This window comes from Actinoplanes sp. GCM10030250, from assembly GCF_042666575.1.
GTDB lineage: Bacteria > Actinomycetota > Actinomycetes > Mycobacteriales > Micromonosporaceae > Actinoplanes.
On sequence record NZ_JBHTDO010000029.1, the window covers coordinates 118128 to 134685 of the forward strand.

Below are 16558 nucleotides of genomic sequence, written 5' to 3' on the forward strand. Positions count from 1 at the left end.
CCCACATGATCATCCGCAGCGTCAGCACCGGCCGCCTCGCCACGGCCGCCGCACACACCGAGGCCGCCCTCGCCGTCCACGCCCCGCACCTCGCCGACGGGTTCCTCGCCCAGCTCCCGCACGCCGCCGACACCGTCGGCCGCCGCCTGCGCGCCGCCCTCACCCGCGAAAACCTGACACCCGCCTCCGCCGGTGGCACCCGGCACGCCTTCAACCACGTCGAATACGCCGGCTCCGGCGTCGGCGACCCGGTCGAACTACTCGCCGGCCTCGACAGCGCCGGCCTGGACAGCTTCGCCGCCGAAATCCGCAACGCCGTGATCAACCTGGCCATCGCCCTGGCCCGATTCCGGCCCGCACCACCCACAGCCAACCCCGACCAGGACGCCATCCGCCTCGAACGCCTCGCCGTCGCCGGCCACAACCTGCACCCCTGCGGCCGCACCCGCCTCGGCTGGGACACCGTCGACGTTCTCACCCACGACCTCGAAGCCGGCCCCACCACCATCGGCTTGATCGCCGTCCGCGACGACCACCACCTCGGCGACGACCTCGGCACCCAACTCGGCCTGCCACCCGCACCCACCGGCTACCGCACCCAGCCCGTACACACCTGGCAACGCGACCTCATCACCAGCCGGTACGCCACCTACTTCACCGACGGCGTCCTGCAGCACCTGGACGGCACCCTCGACGCCGAACCCACCGCCGCCCTGCGCACCCTCTACCTGCCCGGCACCAACACCTACCTGAAACTGTCCCTCGACATCCAGGTCACCTCCACCCGCCGCAGCATCAGCATCGCCAGCACCCGCAACGGCCCCGCCCTCTCCCACCTGCTGCACCGCCTCACCGCCGACGACCCCGACGGCCACCGCCTCATCCTGCTCGCCGAAACCGGCGGCGCCGCCGTACCCGCCGGCAGCGGCCGCGACCTGTCCGCCATCGCCCGCGACGCCCTCACCGGCCGCCTCACCGACGGCGAACACGCCATCCCCGGCAGCGCCCTGCCCGCCCACGACCCGGCCACCGGCACCACCGTCCTGGCCGGCCTCGTCGACACCTACGGCCACGGCCCCGCAGCCTGGCTCACCGCATACACCCGGCTGCTCCTGCCACCACTGCTGCGCCTCGCCACCCGCGGCGTCGCCCTCGAAGCCCACCTGCAGAACTGCCTGCCCACCTTCATCGCCGGCCGCCCCCACCGCCTCGCCCTGCGCGACTTCGCCGGCCTGCGCCTGCACCCCGGCCGCCTCACCGCCGCCGGGCACACCCTCGACCTGTGGCCCGGCTCCGTCGTCGGCACCGGCGACACCGAACTGTTGCTCGCCAAACTCGGCTACACCGCCCTGCAAGCCCACCTCGGCGAACTCGTCATCCGCCTCCAGCAAACCCACGCCCTCCCCGAGGACCGGGCCTGGCGCATCATCCGCGACGTCGTCGACGAAACCTACGACCAGATCGGCGGGCACCCCGACCACGCCACCCTGACCGCACCGGCAGTCCCCCACAAAGCCCTCGTCCGCATGCGCCTCGCCGGCGAAGGCGACATCTACCTCCCGGTCAGCAACCCCCTCCATGGCTGAGCTTCCGGCGCACGTCACGGCCGCTGCCCCCACCGTGGCTGAGCTTCCCGCGCACGTCACGGCCGCTGCCCCCACCGTGGCTGAGCTTCCGGCGCACGTCACGGGCGCACTGCGTCGCCTGCCGGCGCCGGTCTGCGCCTATCTCTACGACACCCAGGCCCTGCGCGCGGCCGCCGGCAGACTACGGGCAGCGCTTCCCCCGACAACCACGATCTTGTACGCGGTGAAAGCCAACGGTCACCCGATAGTCATCCGAACCCTCGCCAGGGCGTGCGACGGACTCGAAGTCGCCTCCCACGGAGAACTCCAGCTCGCCCTCGACGCCGGCGCCCGCCGCATCGCCTTCGGCGGCCCCGCCAAAACCGACGCCGAACTCGCCGCCGCCGTCCACGCCGGCGCCCTGCTCAACGTCGAAAGCACCCACGAACTGAACCGCCTCGCCGGCCTCGGCCTGCACGCCGACATCTGCCTGCGCGTCAACCGGCCCGGCCCCGCCCTCGCCGGCAGCCACACCATGACCGGAACACCCACCCCGTTCGGCATCGACGCCGCCCAGCTCGGCACCGTCCTGACCGGCATACCGCCCGGCCTGCGCGTCATCGGCTTCCACCTGCACGCCGTCTCCAACAACCTCGACGGCACCGCACACGCCGACTTCCTCACCGAAGCCATCACCTGGTCCACCGCCACCGCCGCGGCACACGACATCGACCTGCGCGTGGTCAACGCCGGCGGCGGACTCGGCGTCGACTACCTCACCACCGCGTCGATCGACCTGACCCCACTGTCCCGGGTCACCGTCCCCCGCGGCGTGGAATTGATCGTCGAACCCGGCCGCTACCTCACCGCCGACGCCGGCTGGTACGCCGCCGAGGTCCTCGACCTGAAAACCACCCACGGCCGCACCTTCGCCGTCCTGCGCGGCGGCACCCACCACTTCCGGCTACCCGCCGCCTGGGGATACAGCCACCCGTTCACCGTCCTGCCGATCGACACCTGGGACCGCCCCTACCCGCGCCCCGCCGTCACCGGCACCGCGATCGACGCCGTCGGCGAACTCTGCACCCCCCGCGACGTCCTCACCCGCAACCAGCACGTCGACTCGCTGCGAGCCGGTGACCTGCTGGTCTTCGGGCGGGCCGGCGCGTACGGCTGGGACATCTCCCACCACGACTTCCTGCGCCACGACCCACCCGAGTTCGTCCTCCTCTGACCGGTCCTCCTCTGACCTGGTCTTCATGGGTCGTCGGCGAAGCCGTCCTTCTTGTTCGGATTGGGTGCGGCTTGCCGCACATTCCGTGGGGCATCCTAGGATGGAAGATCGGACCAGATCGTCCGAATCCTGGAGAGGTCGTCGGGGGTGAGGTCCACCGGGCCCTGTACCCAGGTGAAATGGGCGATCAGGTAGGGCCAGCCGGGTTGGGCGGCATCAGGCACCAGCACAAAGCCGAACGTGGAGAGCGACCGCTTACGGGCCTCGTGATGCCGCAACTGCACAAGATCGTCGAACGGTCCGGCCAGTGCCTCGCTGAAGCTGCCCGCCACCGCGAGAACGTACTGACAGCGGCTTCCCGGAAAACTGAACGTCCGCACCCGAGCCGCTCCCCCGGCGTGAATCGCCTCCGCCGCCCAGTCCCCCAGGCCGGCCCGGTGCTCCAGCGGAAACCCGTCGATCAGCGACAGCAACCGGTGCCGGACCGCTTCGTCCAGCGAACCGGCCGCCACATACTCCAGCATCCGGCTGATCACCGCGTGCCCCGGCAGGTCGTCCACCAGCAGCGGCATCTCCGGAAGAGGCCCCGCCGGCATCCGCGCGGGCAGATCCGCGGCGACCGTCAGCCACGCGAAATGCGCCGGAACCTCCTCCCCCGGCACCCGCCCCGCCAGCCAGTCCAGACAGCGCACCACAGCAGCCGCCGACCGCAACTCGTGCAACAACAACTCCCAGTCGCGCCGCAGAAACACCACCAGCGGCCCCCGCGCCGCCTCCCGCACCAGCTGCACCCCGGGCGGCAACGCCGGATGATCAACCAGCAGCACCCCCGACCAGGTCACCGCCGCCGGATCAACCTCGACCCTCCCGCCCCGCTCACTGCCGAACCACTGCCGCCCCACCCAGCCCTGATCAAGCCGCCGCCCCGCCGCCGCCACCTGCTCGGCCAACCAGGCCTGCTCCCGCACCGCCCAGGCATTCGGCTCGGTACGCCGCACCACCTGCACCATCACGCCCCGCTCCCCCGACAGCAGCAGCGTGGCCCCCGGCTCCTCCGGCCGGAACAGAAAATGCGGCAACGCCCCGTTCCCCGCCGCCCACCGAGCCATCCCCTCAGCCACCGCCCGGCGCCCGGCCCCCTCAGTCACCGCCCGGCGCGCCGTCGCCTGTGCGTGGTGCTCCTCCGGGCGGCCGTGCGGCTCACGGATATCGGTCAAAGTCGCAGCTCCGAGGGGTCCCCGTCTCCGGTACCCGGCCGTCGCGGGCCAGCCATTGTGAGCCCAGCGGTCCCCCCTCGCGCATCCCCTGTTCGCCCACCCCACCCCCACGACCGGACGGCCCGATCGGCGAGTCCCGCCCGGCTGGCAGCCACGCAGGCTATCCGGCGGCTATTCCATGGATGAGCGCCAGCCGAGCGGGGCAAGCCGCGCGGTAACGAGGCTGAGCGGTCACGAGGCGGGCGGTGGAGGGCTGTGCTCCGGGCGTACGAGAAAGGTGTTGTCGGCGAAGCCGTCTTTCTGGGTTTGGTGCGACCTGTCGCACTGCCTCTAAGGCATCCTAGGATGAAGTGGTGAGCCAGTGTTCGAGGTGTGGCAGGACGGCTCGCAGGTCGGGGCCGTCGGCGCGGGCTGAGGCGGCGGCGCGGGCGGCCGGGGTGGCGTTGAAGGCGACCGAGAAGCCGGTGTCGGCAAACAGGGGCAGGTCGGAGCGGCTGTCACCGACGGCGGCGCAGTGGGACAAGTCGAGGCCCAGCGCGGCGGCCGCGGAGCGGGCGAAGTCTCGCTTGCCCCACTCGTCGAAGTGGGTGAGGACCCGGCCGGTGTAGGAGCCGCGGACCACCTCCAGGCTCGGGCCACACGCGCGGGCGAACCCGAACCGCCGGCACAGATCAGCACCGACGACGTCCCAGGCGAGGGTGGCGAGGAACGGGACCAGGTTGTGGGCGCGGCACCACGCGACGGTCGCGTCGATGCCGGTTACCAGCGGCAACCCGGCCAGGTACGCGGTGACCTCGGCCGGGGTGCGACCGGTCCAGCCGCGGGCGTCGATCACCGACGCCTCCTGGTTGGTCATGGTCCCGGCGTCGTAGGCGGCCTCCGCCTCCCGCAGCGCCGCGACATGCCCGAGCAGCCCGGCCAGGTGCTGCCCACTGCTGGTGCCGGGTACGAGAGTCCCGTCGACGTCGAAGAAGACCGCTCCGCGGCTCACGGCCGGCGCCAGATCCGGATGTCGGTGGGCGGCACGTGCTCGGTGAACCGGCCGCCCGCCGCCCGCAGCAGCCCCCGCAGCTCCCCCTCGAACTCGCCGAGACGCTCACCGAACAGGTGCGGCGCCGACCCCGACTGGGAGAACGTCCACGCCACCACGTCGTCCTCGCCACGCTCGAGCACCTGACCGGCGGGCACGATGTGACGTTCGAGCCCGCCGAAGCCGGCGCGTTCGATGACAAGCTCCTCCCCGCCGGGGGTCTCGCCGCTGAGGATCCGGCCCTGACCGGCGCGCCGGACCGGGCCCAGGAACCGCCGGACCAGCTCGGCGATGGCGGCGTAGGGCACGGACGTCGGCATCGGCGCGTCCTTCTGATCCGAGATGTGCACGAACGCACCGCTCGGCGGAAGCATCGTCAGCACTGTCGCGGCAACCCGCTCCTGGTCCATCCAGTGGAACGAGGAGGCGAACACCACCGCCTGGAACTCGCCCAGGCCGGCGGGCAGGTCCTCGGCGCGGGCCCGGACCCAGCGCACGTTCGCCACCTCGCGGCGGGCGGCCTCCCGCCGGGCCTCGGCCAGCATGCCGGGGTCCGGGTCCAGGCCGACGACCTCGGGAAAGTACGGCGCCAGGGCGAGAGTCACGTTTCCCGGGCCGCAGCCGACGTCCAGCACCCGCCCGCTCAGGATCTCACCGAGGGTCGCCGCGAACCCCGGCGCGTACGGCACCCGCCCGCGCAGATAGTGCTCAGCGGCCCCGGCGAACAGCGTCTCGTCCCACTCCCAGCCGGTAATCATCCCGCCAAGATTAGTGGTACGTCACGACCAGGACCGCCCCGCGAACACCTCTGTCCCCGGCGGCAGCTCCACATCCTCCCCGGCCGACACCCGGCGGCAGAGGTCCATGGTCGCCTCGAAGTCCTCCCGCGTCGAGACGCTCCCGCCCTCCGGCCACCACTGCGCCTGCCAGCCGTCACCCTTGAGCGCCACGAACGGCCCGCCGACGATCATCCGGATCCGCTCGTCAACGGTCTCCAGGAGATCCTCGGACCCCCAGTCGCAGGCGTCGCAACCGCAGTCCGGCTGCCGGTCCACGACGACGTCCGGGCGCCCCGCGCTGATCTGCAGCACCGGCAGCTCACCGTCCTGGCCGGTCAGCGGCACCAGGCTCGCCGCCAGGAACAGCGGCAGCGTGCCGGGCCGCTCGGAGGTGATCCGCTCCCCCTCGACGCGCACCCCGGGCAGCTCGGCGAGCACCGACGTCCACACCCGAGCGCGAGCGTGCAGGATCCGGTACCGGGCCGGGTCGGTGACACGCGAGTACTCCTCGTCGGAGGCGTCCCGGCCGGCGTGCGGGTTCGGCCACGACGGCATGCCAAGGGCGGCATAGCGCTCTTCCACACGCCTCACGGCATGACCGCCAAAGATCCCAGCAGCTGCCGGACACGGCGCAGGCCGGGAGTGCGGCGCACGCCCACCACCCGCAGGCCCGCGTCGGTCAAGGAACTGGACGCGAGCGCGGGCTGAGGGCGAGTTCCATGTGGACGCTGTTCGGGTCCGGCAGGTAGTCGCCGAACGGCTCGCAGAGCCGGAACCCGAACCTGGTGTAGAGAGCGCGGGCCGGTGCGAAGAAGTCCATCGAACCGGTTTCCAGGTAGAGGCGGGCGTAACCGCGGCGGCGGGCCTCCTCCGTCAGATGGGTGAGCACCGCCGACGCCACGCCGCGACGCTGGGCAGCCGGCGCCGTACGCATCGACTTCACCTCGCCGCTGGTGGGACCGAGCTCCTTGAGGGCACCGCAGCCGACCAGCTCGTCCCCGTCGTACACGGACCAGACCGTCACCTCGGGCCGCCGCAACCCGTCGAGGTCGAGGGCGTGCACGCTCTCCGGCGGTGAGGCCGACCGCATCTCGTCCACGTGCTCCCGCAACAGGGCCGCGATCCGCGGGCCACTCAGGTCATCCACCACGATCTTCCGCACGGCTCCGTTTGTACCCCACACCCCGGCCCGCCCCCGGACCGCCCCGCGTGCCTCACTCCGCCCAGCCGGTTCGTCACGGCCCGGCCGGTTCGTCACGGCCCGGCCGGCGCTGAGCGGGCCTTTTCGCGCTCGAACACCCCTCTGAGCACCAGCCGAGCCGGCCAGCTGGCACCGAGCGGGCCTTCTCGCGCTCGAACACCCCTCTCAGCACCAGCCGACCCAGCCAGCTGGCACCGAGCGGGCCCTTCCACGCTCGAACACCCCTCTGAGCACCAGCCGGTCCGGCCAGCTGGGCGTCAGCGGCGGAACACCGCCCGCCACCGGCCGGGGAACCGGGTGTCGGGCGTGGCCGTGTGCTCGACCGACTCCTGCCGCAGGCCGTCGGCGGCGAAAGCGTCGATCTCCTCGCGGGTCAGCGGCCACGGCGGCCCGTCGCCCTCGCCGGCGACCGCCGCGGCGGCCAGGACGAGCAGGGTGCCGCCCGGTGCGACGAACGTGCCGACGGCCGGGATCGCGCGGGCCCGCAGGCCGGCCGGAAGGGCCTGGAGGTTGTTGCTCTCCAGGACCAGGTCGAACGCGTGGTGCCAGCCGGCCGGTGGGTCGAGCAGGTCGGCGACGACGTACGAGACGGGGGAACCGGCGTGACGGCTGCGGGCGAGTTCGATGGCGGTGGGTGCGATGTCGAAGGCCGTCGTCTCGTACCCGGCCGCTGCGAGGTGCTCGGCGTCACGCCCCGCACCGCAGCCGACCACCAGCGCGCGCCGCCCGTCACCGGCCGGCAGCGGGAAGTCGCGCAGGTGCGCGCTGGCCTCGGGCACGTCCCACGGCACTTCCGCACGCCCGGCCCGCGCCTCGGCATAGAGCGTCTCGAACCACCCGGTCGCCGTCCCCGCCGCCGCAATCTCCCGATAGCCGATCAAAGGAGCACCGGACGAGGAAGAGGGAGAGGCGCTCATCGCGACACCACCCGGCGCAACTCCCGAAGAGCCTGCCGCCGCACATCCCCGGTCAGCGTGTCGATGTACAGCCGCCCGTCCAAATGATCCATCTCGTGCTGCAGCGCCCGAGCCAGAAACCCACTCCCCTCGATCACCGACGGCTCCCCGTGCTGATCGAACCCGGTCGCGACCACAGTCATGGCCCGCCGGGTCGAGAACCCCATACCCGGCAGCGACAGGCACGCCTCGTCGTCCTCCTGTTCCCCGCCGAAGTCCGACAGGACCGGGTTCACCAGATGCCCGACCTCGCCGCCCACGTTGTAGGAGAACACTCGCAGGCTCACCCCGATCTGCGGCGCCGCCAACCCCGCCCGGCCCGGTTCACGAACCGTCTCCTCCAGGTCACGGACGAGCTCGCGCAACTGCGCGCCGAACTCGGTGACCGGGTCGGCGGGCGTACGCAGGACCGGGTCACCGTAGAGCCGAATCGGCCGAACTGTCATGCCCCGAAGGCTAACGGCTCATTACCAGCACGAGCATCAGGCGGGCATGAGGCAGGCAGGCGTCAGGCGAACAAAGCCGCCCGATCCCCCCGCAACATCTCCCGCAACTTCATCAGCGACCGCCGGGTCTGGCTCTTCACCACCGTCACCGGCACCCCCAGCTCCGCGGCGACCTGCTCCACGCTCAGATCGGCGAAGTACCGCAGGAGCACTATCGCCCGGTCCCGCGCCGGCAGCTGGTCGAGCGCGTCGAGCATGGTCAGCCGCAGCTCGGGGCTCATCGTGTAGGCCGGTTCCCGCAGCCGCCCCGGAACGGCCTCGCTGGAGCTGCGCCGGCGCCGGTGGTCCAGGTAGACACGAAGGAGGACCTTCTGGGCGTACGCCGGAAGGTTGTCACTGCTCGCAGCCCGGCTCCAATTCACGAAGAGCTTGGTCAGCGTGGTCTGGGTCAGGTCCTGGGCGAGATGCCAGTCGCGGCAGAGCTGGAACGCGCTGCTGTAGAGCCGCGGCGTCCAGGATTGTGCGAAGCGCGCGAACTGCTCGCGCTGGGCGGGGCCGGGCGGCGCGGTGAGGCGCATCCGGATGCCGGACCGGCCGGTCCTGACACGGATGTCCGGTGGATCGAGGAGTTCAAGCATGTCGCCTTCTCTGGCCAGCCACCGTGGGGTTTGCCACTGTGGACCGTCTGCGCTGCGCGCGTGGGCCAAGTTACGCGCTCGGCCCCAGTTCGTGGGGGCGGACGCCGACAGTGGCACGCATTAGGTAGAGAAGGCTCGGGCCCCGCTGTGCGGGGCCTGTCAAAGAGCGAGCGCGGCCCGGATCGGGGCGGTCTTCGCGGCGGCCTCGTCGACCTCGGCGATCGGGTCGCTGTCCGCGGTGATGCCGCCGCCGGCCCAGGCGTGGGCGCGGCTGCCGTCGACCGCGACGGTGCGAATACTCAGCCCCAGATCGAGGTGGCCGGGACCGATCCAGCCGAGGGCGCCCATGCTGACGCCGCGGCCGACCGGTTCCAGGCGGGCGATCTCGGCGAGGGCGGCGAGCTTGGGGGCGCCGGTCACGCTGCCGCCCGGGCACACCGCCCGGAGAAGATCAGCGAGGCCTACGTCGCCGTCCAGGGAGGCGGACACGACCGACTCCGCCTGCCAAAGATCACACCATTGCCGTACGGCGAAAAGCTCTTCCACCCGGACCGCTCCCGTACCGGGCAGCCTGGCCAGGTCGTTGCGCTCCAGGTCGACGATCATGACGTGCTCGGCGCGTTCCTTGGCCGACTCGAGCAGTTCCCGCCGGCCCGCCGCGGTCGCCGGACGGGTGCCCTTGATCGGGCGGGTGATCACCCGCCCGTCCCGGACCTCGACCAGGGTCTCCGGGGAAGCCGTCGCCAGCGCCCAGCCGTCTCCGCCGAGCACACCGCCGTAGCGGGCGCCGGGAAGGGCCGCGACCCGCCGCAGTGCCGGGCCGGGGTCACCGGTGTACGGCGCGGACCCGTGCCCGACCACGTTCACCTGATAGACGTCGCCCCGCCCGATCGCCGCACGCACCCGCTCGACCGCCGACGCGTGCTCCTCCCGGGTCCAGCTCTCGATCCAGGACCCGAGCCGCCAGCGGCCGCTCTGGGGCACCATCGGCGCCGATTCACGGGTATGTCCGTAGACAACCGCATATACGTCGGGAATCCCGGGCACCGGCGACGCCGCCCCGACCGACCCTCCGGCCATTACAGAACCGGCGTCAGCGGATACGTAGAGTGCTGCGCCGCAAATAGTGCCATCGCCGAACGTCTTATCTTTGTCACCCGTTCGGCCAAGACTTCGCACCGGTAGTCCGTTATCGGCGAGAAATCCGGAGACAAGCTCGGCAGGGTCACCGGGATCACCCCGATGCCATCGGAACACACGCAACACGTGGTGACGGGCTTGGCAGGCGGCCGGAGCACCCGGCGGCGGGCCGAGAGGAGGTCGCGGAGAGTGGTCGTTGATCTCCATCCCGTGGACCATAAAAGACGCGATCCGGCGTACGGAGCCCGTCACCGGGTTGAACCGTTGTCGTTCGATGTGAGGTAACGTCCGTCACCGACTTTGTGAACCTTCACACAGCCCCCAATCGGAGATCACGAAGATGTGTCAGCACCTGATTCCCTGCCCACCTGCCGATGCGACCGACCGTGAGGCCGCCCGGATCCTCGTCACGTTTTGCGAGCAAGGCTGGAGCCTGCTCTGCAACGGCGTCATCGTCTTCGAGGACACCGGCGAGTTGCTCCCCGACGGCACCATGATCGAGCCGCACCGCGGGCCCGCTGTGCACGCCCTGGCTGCCTGATTCACGCAACGCAGCGTAATCACTGCGCAGGGTCAGACGACGCGCAGGCCGCGATCGAAGCGACCACGACCTGCGCGCCACCGGATCGGCCGGTTCAGCTCTCGAACGCCTCCGGCGAGGGGCAGGAGCAGACCAGGTTCCGGTCCCCGTACGCCCCGTCGATGCGGCGCACCGGCGGCCAGTATTTCGCCGCCCGGTCCACGCCCGCCGGGTAACCGGCCACTGACCGCGGGTAAGGGTGGTTCCACTCGTCCGCCGACACCGCCGAGGCCGTGTGCGGCGCACCCGCGAGGGGGTTGTCGTCCCGGGGCCACACCCCCGCCGCGACCTGGTCGATCTCACCCCTGATGGCGATCATCGCGGCGATGAAGCGGTCCAGCTCGGCGAGGTCCTCGCTCTCGGTCGGCTCCACCATCAGCGTTCCGGCCACCGGGAACGACATGGTCGGCGCGTGGAACCCGTAGTCGATCAGCCGCTTCGCCACGTCGTCCACCGAGACGCCGGTGGCCTTGGTGATCGGGCGCAGGTCGAGGATGCACTCGTGCGCGACCAGGCCGTTGTCACCCGCGTAGAGCACCGGGTAGTGCTCGCGCAGCCGCGCCGCCACGTAGTTGGCCGTGAGCACGGCGGTAGCGGTCGCCGCCGCCAGGCCGTCCGGTCCCATCATCCGCACGTACGCCCACGAGATCGGCAGGATCCCGGCCGAGCCGTGCGCGGCCGCCGACACGGCGTGGTGGACGCCCGGCTCCAGCGGGTCGCCCGGCAGGAAACCGGCCAGGTGCGAGCGGACCGCGACCGGGCCGACGCCGGGGCCACCTCCGCCGTGCGGGATGCAGAACGTCTTGTGCAGGTTCAGGTGTGACACGTCGGCGCCGAACTTGCCCGGTTTCGCGTACCCGACAAGGGCGTTGAGGTTGGCACCGTCGACGTACACCTGGCCGCCCGCGTCGTGCACCTTCGCGCACAGGTCCGCGATCGACGTCTCGTAGACGCCATGGGTCGACGGGTAGGTCACCATGATCGCGGCCAGCGCGTCCCGGTGCTTCTCGATCTTGGCGTCCAGGTCCGCCATGTCGACGTTGCCGTCCGCGTCGCAGGCCACGACGACGACCCGCATACCGGCCATCACCGCGCTCGCCGCGTTGGTGCCGTGCGCGCTGGACGGGATCAGGCACACGTCGCGGTGCGCCTCACCGCGGGACCGGTGGTAGCCGCGGATCGCCAGCAGGCCGGCCAGCTCACCCTGCGAGCCGGCGTTCGGCTGGACGCTCACCGCGTCGTACCCGGTGATCTCGGCGAGCCACTCCTCCAGCTGCGCCACCAGGGCCTCGTACCCCTGTGTCTGGTTGGCCGGCGCGAACGGGTGGATGTTCGCGAACTCCGGCCAGGTGATCGCCTCCATCTCGGTGGTGGCGTTCAGCTTCATCGTGCAGGAGCCCAGCGGGATCATGCCGCGGTCCAGCGCGTAGTCCTTGTCCGAGAGCTTGCGCAGGTAGCGCAGCATGCTGGTCTCGGAGTGGTGGGTGTTGAAGACCGGGTGGGTCAGGTACTCGGTGGTCCGCTCCAGCGCCTCCGGGATCACCCTCGAACCGGTCGTCTTCTCCGGCGCCCCGAACACCGACAGGACCGTCGCCACGTGCGCCTCGGTCGTGGTCTCGTCGGCCGACACCGAGACGTGGTCCGCGTCGACCAGGCGCAGGTCGATCCCGGCCCCGGCGGCCGCCGCCACGATCTCGGCGGCCCGGCCCGGCACCCGTGCCGTCACCGTGTCGAAGAAGGCGGCGTGCGGCATCTCGACCCGCGCCGCCGCGAGACCCGCCGCGATGGCCCGGGCACGCTGATGGGTGCGCAGCGCGATCGCCCGCAGGCCGTGCGGGCCGTGGTACACCGCGTACATGCTGGCCATCACCGCGAGCAGGACCTGGGCGGTGCAGATGTTGCTCGTCGCCTTCTCCCGGCGGATGTGCTGCTCGCGCGTCTGCAGCGCCAGCCGGTAGGCCGCGGCGCCGTCGGCGTCCTTCGAAACACCGACGAGGCGGCCGGGCAGGGACCGCTCCAGGCCGCTGCGCACCGCCAGATAACCGGCGTGCGGGCCACCGAAACCGAGGGGTACGCCGAACCGCTGCGAAGTGCCCGCCGCGATGTCCGCACCGATCTCCCCGGGTGCCCGCAGCAGTGTCAGTGCCAGCAGGTCAGCGGCAACAGTGACCAGCGCACCCTTGGCGTGCGCCGCCTCCACCAGGGCGGCGTGGTCCCGGACCGCACCGGACGCTCCCGGATACTGCAAGTGCAGGCCGAACAGCTCCGCCGGCAACTCGTCTCCGGCGTCCAGGTCGACGACCCGCACGTCGATGCCGAGCGGTTCGGCCCGAGTGCGCAGGATCGCCAGCGTCTGCGGGAAGGTGTCGGCATCCACCGCGTACACATTGGTCTTGTTCTTGGAGGCACGGCGCGCCAGCGTCATCGCCTCAGCGACGGCCGTCGCCTCGTCGAGCATCGAGGCGTTCGCCGTGGCCAGCCCGGTCAGATCGGTCACCAGGGTCTGGAAGTTCAGCAGCGCCTCCAGACGGCCCTGGCTGATCTCCGGCTGGTAGGGCGTGTAAGCCGTATACCACGCTGGGTTCTCCAGCACGTTCCGCTTGATCACCGCGGGCGTGTGGGTGCCGTAGTAGCCCAGCCCGATCATCGAGGTGGCGACCGTGTTGCGCCCGGCGATCGCTCGCAGCTCGGCGATCGTCTCCTCCTCGGAGATGCCGGCCGGCAGATCGAGGTCACCGTGCCAGCGGATCGACTCCGGGATCGCGGCGTCCATCAGATCCTCGAGGGAACCCTGCCCGATCGCCTTGAGCATGTGTGCCTGCTCGTCCGGGTCCGGACCGATATGACGGGAAACGAACGGCGACGACATGGGGCGACTCCAGCGCTAGAGAAGGTCGACATGCAACCTCCCCCTCTGTCATACCCACGTTTCTCAGGACGCAGCCATTTCAGAGTCGCCTGCCCACGCGGTCCTTTTGCCTGAGAGGTTCCGGGGAGGATTTGCCCCTTCGGCGCCGTCACGTCCGATTTCTCGCTCGTGTGGTCTCTCCCGCGCGGGTGTAGCCGGCACCAGTCAACCTACCAGCGCGCATGCCCGCCGATCACGTCCCTAGGGTGGAGGAGTGACGTACTTCCCTGCGGCTGACCGCTACGACGGCATGACCTACCGACGCGCCGGCCGGAGCGGGCTCAAACTGCCCGCCCTCTCGCTCGGCCTCTGGCACAACTTCGGCGACACCCGCCCCCTCGACCGGCAGCGCGACATCGTGCGCCGCGCCTTCGACCTCGGCGTCACCCACTTCGACCTGGCGAACAACTACGGTCCCCCGCCGGGCAGCGCGGAGAGCAACTTCGGGCGGCTGCTCGCCACCGACCTCAAGCCGTACCGCGACGAGCTGATCATCTCCACCAAGGCCGGCTACACCATGTGGGACGGCCCGTACGGTGACTGGGGCTCCCGCAAATACCTGATCTCCTCGCTCGACCAGTCCCTCCAGCGGCTCGGCCTCGACTACGTCGACGTCTTCTACCACCACCGGCCCGACCCCGAGACCCCGCTCGAGGAGACGATGGCCGCCCTCGACGCGGTCGTCCGCGCCGGCAAGGCGCAATACGTCGGGATCAGCAACTACAAGAGCACCGAAGCCGCCGAAGCCGCCCGCATCCTGCGCGAACTCGGCACGCCGCTGCTCATCCACCAGCCCTCCTACTCGATCCTCAACCGCTGGATCGAACACGACAACCTGCTCGACACCCTGGCCGAGGCGGGCGCCGGCTGCATCGCGTTCAGCCCGCTGCAACAGGGCCTGCTCACCGACCGCTACTTCGGCGGCATCCCCGACGGCTCCCGCATCCGCACCAGCGTCTTCCTCAACGAGAGCGCCCTCGACGACAAGACCATGGGACGGCTGCACGCCCTCAACGACATCGCCAAGCGCCGCGGCCAGACCCTCGCCCAGATGGCCCTCGCCTGGACCCTGCGCGACCCGCGGATGACCAGCCTGATCATCGGCGCCAGCAGCGTCGAACAGCTCGAGGACAACATCGCCGCCCTCACCGCCCCGCCCTTCAGCGCCGGCGAACTCGACGAAATCGACGGGACAGTCCTCGACCTGTGACGTACCGTCCGGGCTCATGATCGAGCTCGTCGAACGGCACACGATCCTCGGTGTCGTGGTCGGATCCCGCGCCTACGGACTCCAGGGTCCCGAATCCGACCACGACCGCCGCGGCGTCTACGCGGCACCGACCCGCGCGCTCTGGAGCCTCGACAAGCCGCCCACCCACCTCGACGGGCCGGCCGAGGAACAGTTCTCCTGGGAGATCGAACGGTTCTGCACCCTCGCTCTGCAGGCCAACCCGACAGTGCTCGAAGTGCTCTGGTCCCCGATCGTCGAACAGCTCACCCTTGACGGCCAGGAACTCCTCGACACCCGGCAGGCGTTCCTCTCCCGCCGGGTCGCCGAGACGTACGGCAACTACGCCCGCGACCAGCTCAACCGCGTCGCGACCCGCCGGGAACGCACCGGAGAGATCAACGACAAGCAGGCCATGCACATGCTCCGCCTGCTGTACGCCGGCGCGCACGTCCTGCGGACCGGCGAGATCCTGGTCGACGTCAGCCACCTGCGGGAACGGCTGCTCGCGGTCAAGCGGGGCGAGGTGGCGTGGGAAACGGTCACGGGGTGGGCCGCGGAGCTGCTGGCCGATTTGGACGAGGCGGCCGCGGCCTCCGGGCTGCCGGACCGTCCCGACCGGGCCCGGGTGGAGTCCTTGCTCGGACATATCCGGGAACGCAACCTGCGCTTCCCCGCCCTCGGCTGATCACTCAGCCGGTCAGCTGATCGTCACCACTCAGCTGATCGTCACCGGGACCGGGAGACCCTGCTGTACCTCTAGGACGGCGCGCTCCCCCAGCGGCTCCTTCAGCTCCACCGTCGCGGTGCGGTGCGCGCCGATGTCCGTGCAGGTCTCACCGGGCGCGTGCGGATGGGTCTCCACGATGACCACGACAGCGTGAGCCGACTCCACCCCCTCAGCGGTGTAGTCAGCGCCGCACGGCTCCGACCCCGGCCCCGGACTACCGGTGAACGACACGGTCATTCCCCGGCTCCCCGTGCTGGTGGCCGCCGAGTCGATCGCCAGCCCACCAGGCGCGTTGTAGGGGTCCCACGACGGCGGCGTGATCTTCACACTGGCCGAACGGGCAATCGCCGGCCGGGTGATCCGCACCGCGGTGCCCTTGAGCCTGTACTCCCACGCCGGCACCTCGGCCCGGCCCCGCGTGGTCTCCACCGGCACCGTGACAAGCCGCGCGGCGATCGCTTCCAGCGGCTCACACTCGGGACAATCCTCGGGATGGCCGGCCATCGCCATCTCGTCCACCGCCTGCGTAGCCGAAATCAGCGGCAGCGTGACGGTATCCCCGCCCGCCCAGGTGACCTCGCCGGTCGCCTCAGGCGCGGCCGGCAGATCATTCCCGGCCACCACCCGCCCCGCCGCCAGCGAACGCTTCCTGTCACCAGCGCCCGCACCCTCCCACTCCCCAACCTGCCCGGTGATCTCCCCCACCGGCACGAACCGGGCCCCACCCCCACCCGCCCGAACCGCCTCCTCATACCGATCCAGAGCCTCCCGCGCCTGCTCCCGCTCCCCCGCCTTCCCGTCCCCACCCGCCCCGCCATCGGCGTCCCCCCGCGCCTCCCCACACCCACCGAGCAGCAAAGCCACCACCCCAACAGCCCCCATCCCCCCACCCCTGCCCCCCCCCCT

Annotated in this window: 16 protein-coding genes and 1 riboswitch; of the genes, 5 read left to right on the forward strand and 11 right to left on the reverse strand. The window is 71.2% G+C overall.

Annotated elements, in window-relative coordinates; all coding sequences use genetic code 11:
* Nucleotides 1–5 precede the first annotated feature (5 nt).
* Both ACFQV6_RS31240 and ACFQV6_RS31245 read left to right on the forward strand, forming a co-directional pair.
* Nucleotides 6–1586: an IucA/IucC family protein gene (locus ACFQV6_RS31240; protein ID WP_378031219.1), complete on the forward strand. Its 1581-nt coding sequence runs from the start codon at nucleotides 6–8 to the stop codon at nucleotides 1584–1586.
* Entirely contained in the window at nucleotides 1579–2799 is a 1221-nt protein-coding gene (locus ACFQV6_RS31245; protein ID WP_378031220.1) for a type III PLP-dependent enzyme, read from the forward strand. The genes ACFQV6_RS31240 and ACFQV6_RS31245 overlap by 8 nt, the downstream gene beginning before the upstream one ends.
* Before the next feature lie 95 nt (nucleotides 2800–2894).
* Here ACFQV6_RS31245 and ACFQV6_RS31250 read toward each other — a convergent pair whose 3' ends face one another.
* From ACFQV6_RS31250 to ACFQV6_RS31290, 9 genes are all read right to left on the reverse strand, one after another.
* Nucleotides 2895–4016, reverse strand: a complete 1122-nt coding sequence (locus ACFQV6_RS31250) for a hypothetical protein (protein ID WP_378031221.1) — start codon at nucleotides 4014–4016, stop codon at nucleotides 2895–2897.
* 340 nt (nucleotides 4017–4356) lie between these two features.
* A complete protein-coding gene (locus tag ACFQV6_RS31255; RefSeq protein WP_378031222.1) occupies nucleotides 4357–5007 on the reverse strand; it encodes an HAD family hydrolase in 651 nt (216 codons plus the stop codon).
* The gene (locus ACFQV6_RS31260) at nucleotides 5004–5804 is read right to left on the reverse strand and encodes a class I SAM-dependent methyltransferase (RefSeq protein ID WP_378031223.1); all 801 of its coding nucleotides are present in this window, start codon (nucleotides 5802–5804) and stop codon (nucleotides 5004–5006) included. Before ACFQV6_RS31260 ends, ACFQV6_RS31255 begins: the two co-directional genes overlap by 4 nt.
* Before the next feature lie 21 nt (nucleotides 5805–5825).
* A complete protein-coding gene (locus tag ACFQV6_RS31265) occupies nucleotides 5826–6407 on the reverse strand; it encodes a DUF6226 family protein (protein ID WP_378031224.1) in 582 nt (193 codons plus the stop codon).
* A 97-nt stretch (nucleotides 6408–6504) separates the two neighbouring features.
* The gene (locus tag ACFQV6_RS31270; RefSeq protein WP_378031225.1) at nucleotides 6505–6987 is read right to left on the reverse strand and encodes a GNAT family N-acetyltransferase; all 483 of its coding nucleotides are present in this window, start codon (nucleotides 6985–6987) and stop codon (nucleotides 6505–6507) included.
* A gap of 296 nt (nucleotides 6988–7283) precedes the next feature.
* On the reverse strand, nucleotides 7284–7943 hold the full coding sequence (locus ACFQV6_RS31275) for a class I SAM-dependent methyltransferase (protein ID WP_378031226.1): 660 nt from the start codon (nucleotides 7941–7943) through the stop codon (nucleotides 7284–7286).
* Nucleotides 7940–8428: a peptide deformylase gene (locus ACFQV6_RS31280; RefSeq protein ID WP_378031227.1), complete on the reverse strand. Its 489-nt coding sequence runs from the start codon at nucleotides 8426–8428 to the stop codon at nucleotides 7940–7942. The genes ACFQV6_RS31275 and ACFQV6_RS31280 overlap by 4 nt, the downstream gene beginning before the upstream one ends.
* A gap of 62 nt (nucleotides 8429–8490) precedes the next feature.
* The gene (locus ACFQV6_RS31285) at nucleotides 8491–9066 is read right to left on the reverse strand and encodes a SigE family RNA polymerase sigma factor (protein ID WP_378031228.1); all 576 of its coding nucleotides are present in this window, start codon (nucleotides 9064–9066) and stop codon (nucleotides 8491–8493) included.
* A 159-nt stretch (nucleotides 9067–9225) separates the two neighbouring features.
* Complete coding sequence (locus tag ACFQV6_RS31290; protein ID WP_378031238.1) at nucleotides 9226–10425, reverse strand: chorismate-binding protein; 1200 nt, start codon at nucleotides 10423–10425, stop codon at nucleotides 9226–9228.
* Nucleotides 10426–10546: 121 nt separating this feature from the next.
* On the opposite strand from ACFQV6_RS31290, the gene ACFQV6_RS31295 reads away from it, so the two are divergent.
* On the forward strand, nucleotides 10547–10747 hold the full coding sequence (locus tag ACFQV6_RS31295) for a DUF5999 family protein (RefSeq protein ID WP_378031229.1): 201 nt from the start codon (nucleotides 10547–10549) through the stop codon (nucleotides 10745–10747).
* Nucleotides 10748–10841: 94 nt separating this feature from the next.
* On the opposite strand, the gene gcvP is transcribed toward ACFQV6_RS31295, so the two are convergent.
* Nucleotides 10842–13655: an aminomethyl-transferring glycine dehydrogenase gene (gene gcvP, locus ACFQV6_RS31300; protein ID WP_378031230.1), complete on the reverse strand. Its 2814-nt coding sequence runs from the start codon at nucleotides 13653–13655 to the stop codon at nucleotides 10842–10844.
* 88 nt (nucleotides 13656–13743) lie between these two features.
* Nucleotides 13744–13848, reverse strand: a riboswitch (glycine riboswitch).
* 60 nt (nucleotides 13849–13908) lie between these two features.
* Between gcvP and mgrA the strand changes: the two genes are divergently transcribed.
* Nucleotides 13909–14904, forward strand: a complete 996-nt coding sequence (mgrA, locus tag ACFQV6_RS31305) for an L-glyceraldehyde 3-phosphate reductase (RefSeq protein WP_378031231.1) — start codon at nucleotides 13909–13911, stop codon at nucleotides 14902–14904.
* A gap of 16 nt (nucleotides 14905–14920) precedes the next feature.
* Nucleotides 14921–15610 carry a DNA polymerase beta superfamily protein gene (locus ACFQV6_RS31310; protein WP_378031232.1) on the forward strand — a complete coding sequence of 230 codons (690 nt, stop codon included), beginning with the start codon at nucleotides 14921–14923 and terminating at the stop codon, nucleotides 15608–15610.
* Between the two features lie 30 nt (nucleotides 15611–15640).
* Here ACFQV6_RS31310 and ACFQV6_RS31315 read toward each other — a convergent pair.
* Nucleotides 15641–16558, reverse strand: a 918-nt coding sequence (locus ACFQV6_RS31315) for a hypothetical protein (protein ID WP_378031233.1), incomplete at its 5' end; no start/stop codon positions are given.

Excerpts from the sequence above, each read along its gene's own strand:
- ACFQV6_RS31240 (WP_378031219.1), top strand. The coding sequence starts at position 6 with ATGATCATCCGCAGCGTCAGCACCGGCCGCCTCGCCACGGCCGCCGCA.
- ACFQV6_RS31245 (WP_378031220.1), top strand. The coding sequence starts at position 1,579 with ATGGCTGAGCTTCCGGCGCACGTCACGGCCGCTGCCCCCACCGTGGCT.
- ACFQV6_RS31260 (WP_378031223.1), bottom strand. The coding sequence starts at position 5,804 with ATGATTACCGGCTGGGAGTGGGACGAGACGCTGTTCGCCGGGGCCGCT.
- ACFQV6_RS31275 (WP_378031226.1), bottom strand. The coding sequence starts at position 7,943 with ATGAGCGCCTCTCCCTCTTCCTCGTCCGGTGCTCCTTTGATCGGCTAT.
- ACFQV6_RS31280 (WP_378031227.1), bottom strand. The coding sequence starts at position 8,428 with ATGACAGTTCGGCCGATTCGGCTCTACGGTGACCCGGTCCTGCGTACG.
- ACFQV6_RS31285 (WP_378031228.1), bottom strand. The coding sequence starts at position 9,066 with ATGCTTGAACTCCTCGATCCACCGGACATCCGTGTCAGGACCGGCCGG.
- ACFQV6_RS31290 (WP_378031238.1), bottom strand. The coding sequence starts at position 10,425 with ATGGTCCACGGGATGGAGATCAACGACCACTCTCCGCGACCTCCTCTC.
- ACFQV6_RS31295 (WP_378031229.1), top strand. The coding sequence starts at position 10,547 with ATGTGTCAGCACCTGATTCCCTGCCCACCTGCCGATGCGACCGACCGT.
- gcvP (WP_378031230.1), bottom strand. The coding sequence starts at position 13,655 with ATGTCGTCGCCGTTCGTTTCCCGTCATATCGGTCCGGACCCGGACGAG.
- ACFQV6_RS31310 (WP_378031232.1), top strand. The coding sequence starts at position 14,921 with ATGATCGAGCTCGTCGAACGGCACACGATCCTCGGTGTCGTGGTCGGA.